This is a genomic window from Castellaniella caeni NBRC 101664, assembly GCF_001592225.1.
In the GTDB taxonomy this organism is placed as follows: Bacteria; Pseudomonadota; Gammaproteobacteria; order Burkholderiales; family Burkholderiaceae_B; genus Castellaniella; species Castellaniella caeni.
In genome coordinates, this window is sequence record NZ_BCWN01000048.1 from 1 (window position 1) to 1,655 (window position 1,655).

The following is a 1,655-nucleotide window of genomic DNA, read 5'->3' on the forward strand; positions in this document are numbered from 1 at the left end:
TTAGGTATAATTTCGCAAAATATAGTTTCATACAGCACAGAGAACCTGCCGCATGATCACAGTTCGCACTAACGTGCTTTCGCAGCAGGTGCAGCGGCGTCAGCAGGAATCCGAGCACGCTCTTGGTCAGGCCATCCAACGCTTGTCCTCCGGCTTGCGCATCAATGGTGCAAAAGACGATGCGGCAGGGCAAGCCATCGCTAATCGCATGGAGGCCAATTTGCGCGCGGGCGCTCAGGTGGCACGGGGCATCAATGACGGCATCAGCCTGATGCAGACGGCGGAGGGCGGCCTGGATGGTATCAACGACCTGTTGCAAAGGGCGCGCCAGTTGGCGGTACAGTCCGCGAATGGCACGTTATCGGATACCGACCGTGCGTCGATCAATGACGAGTTTCATCAGATTCGCGCCGAGATTGACCGCATCGCATACAGCACCGAGATCTTTGGCCGCTATCCGCTGGGGCCCGATTCCACGACCAAGCTGCCCGTCAATATTGGCGATACACCGCCCATTTTTGTCAAGTTTCCCAGCAGTGGCAGCCCTGCGTCGTTTTCGTCGGGGGTTATTTCAACGGCGTACGTTCCGGCTGGGGCCAAGGGGTTCGTGCTGGATATCGACTCTTTGAGTATGGATGACGACATCCAGCTGTTCACGCGTGACGGCAAGCATTTGGCGGGCACGCCCGCGTTTGGGGCAGATGGTGATGTGGTATGGAAGAACAACGCCGTGACAGATGCGGCATCCATGCAAAGCCGTGTCCTGACTGAAGCCAATGGGTTCTTGCCTGGGGCAGTGTATGACGACAGCACGTTGGTCGAAGGTGGCCCCACATTCGACTTGGCTGCCGGGGCATCAGGCAGCCATAATGGGATGAACTTTACCTATAGTGGAGATGGTGATCGCTATGAGACAGGGGCCGACTACAACAACGGTAACATCGGAGCAGGGAATCAGCTAGAGCGCCTGACGATTGATGATGTCACAGAAGATCTGCTGATTATCGTGGTCGGCAGCGGATCGTTTACCGCCACCGCCAGCTGGACGGCCATGCCCACTCCGCAGCAGCAGATCAAGCCGCCCTATTCGGAACCCACCGATATCGTCGTCAGTGCCCAGTTTGGCCAGAATGTCGAGAAAGTCACCATCGAGCCCACGCCGTCCGACAGTGTGTCGCTGGGGTTGGACAGAGTCGAGCTGGATCCCGTCGAGCTTGCCCAGCAGGCCATGGATCAATTAAGCGCCGCCTTGTCCAAGGTAGACACCTATCGGGGCCAGTATGGCGCCATGACTAATCGCTTCGAGGGCGCTATCCACAACATTGCACAAGAGCAGGCAGCGACAGCAGCGGCTCAGTCTCGTGTGCAAGATGCTGATTTTGCGCTCGAGGCCTCAAATATGACGCGTGCCCAGATTTTGCAACAGGCGGGCGCAGCGGTACTGGCTCAGGCCAATCAGGTTCAGCAGTCGGTGCTGACTCTGATTGCAGGGTAGGTCTGCGCGGGCGCGCATTCGCTGCGCCCCGAGGTGTCGCAAGACCTGCAGATGCACCACGGTTGCTACGGCTGGTGGAATGGGTCATTGGCCTGCCCCCGAACTGGAAGCGGATCATCTTCTGGCTGCCCGCCAGCTGGGACAGGAACACGAAATGAGC

At 58.1% G+C, this 1,655-nt stretch carries 1 protein-coding gene; it reads left to right on the top strand.

What is annotated here, in order from left to right:
• The first annotated feature begins 52 nt into the window (after positions 1 to 52).
• Positions 53 to 1,495 (top strand): flagellin N-terminal helical domain-containing protein, encoded by a 1,443-nt coding sequence (locus CCA01S_RS15025; RefSeq protein ID WP_066459944.1) that lies wholly within the window; start codon positions 53 to 55, stop codon positions 1,493 to 1,495.
• The last annotated feature ends 160 nt before the right edge of the window (positions 1,496 to 1,655 follow it).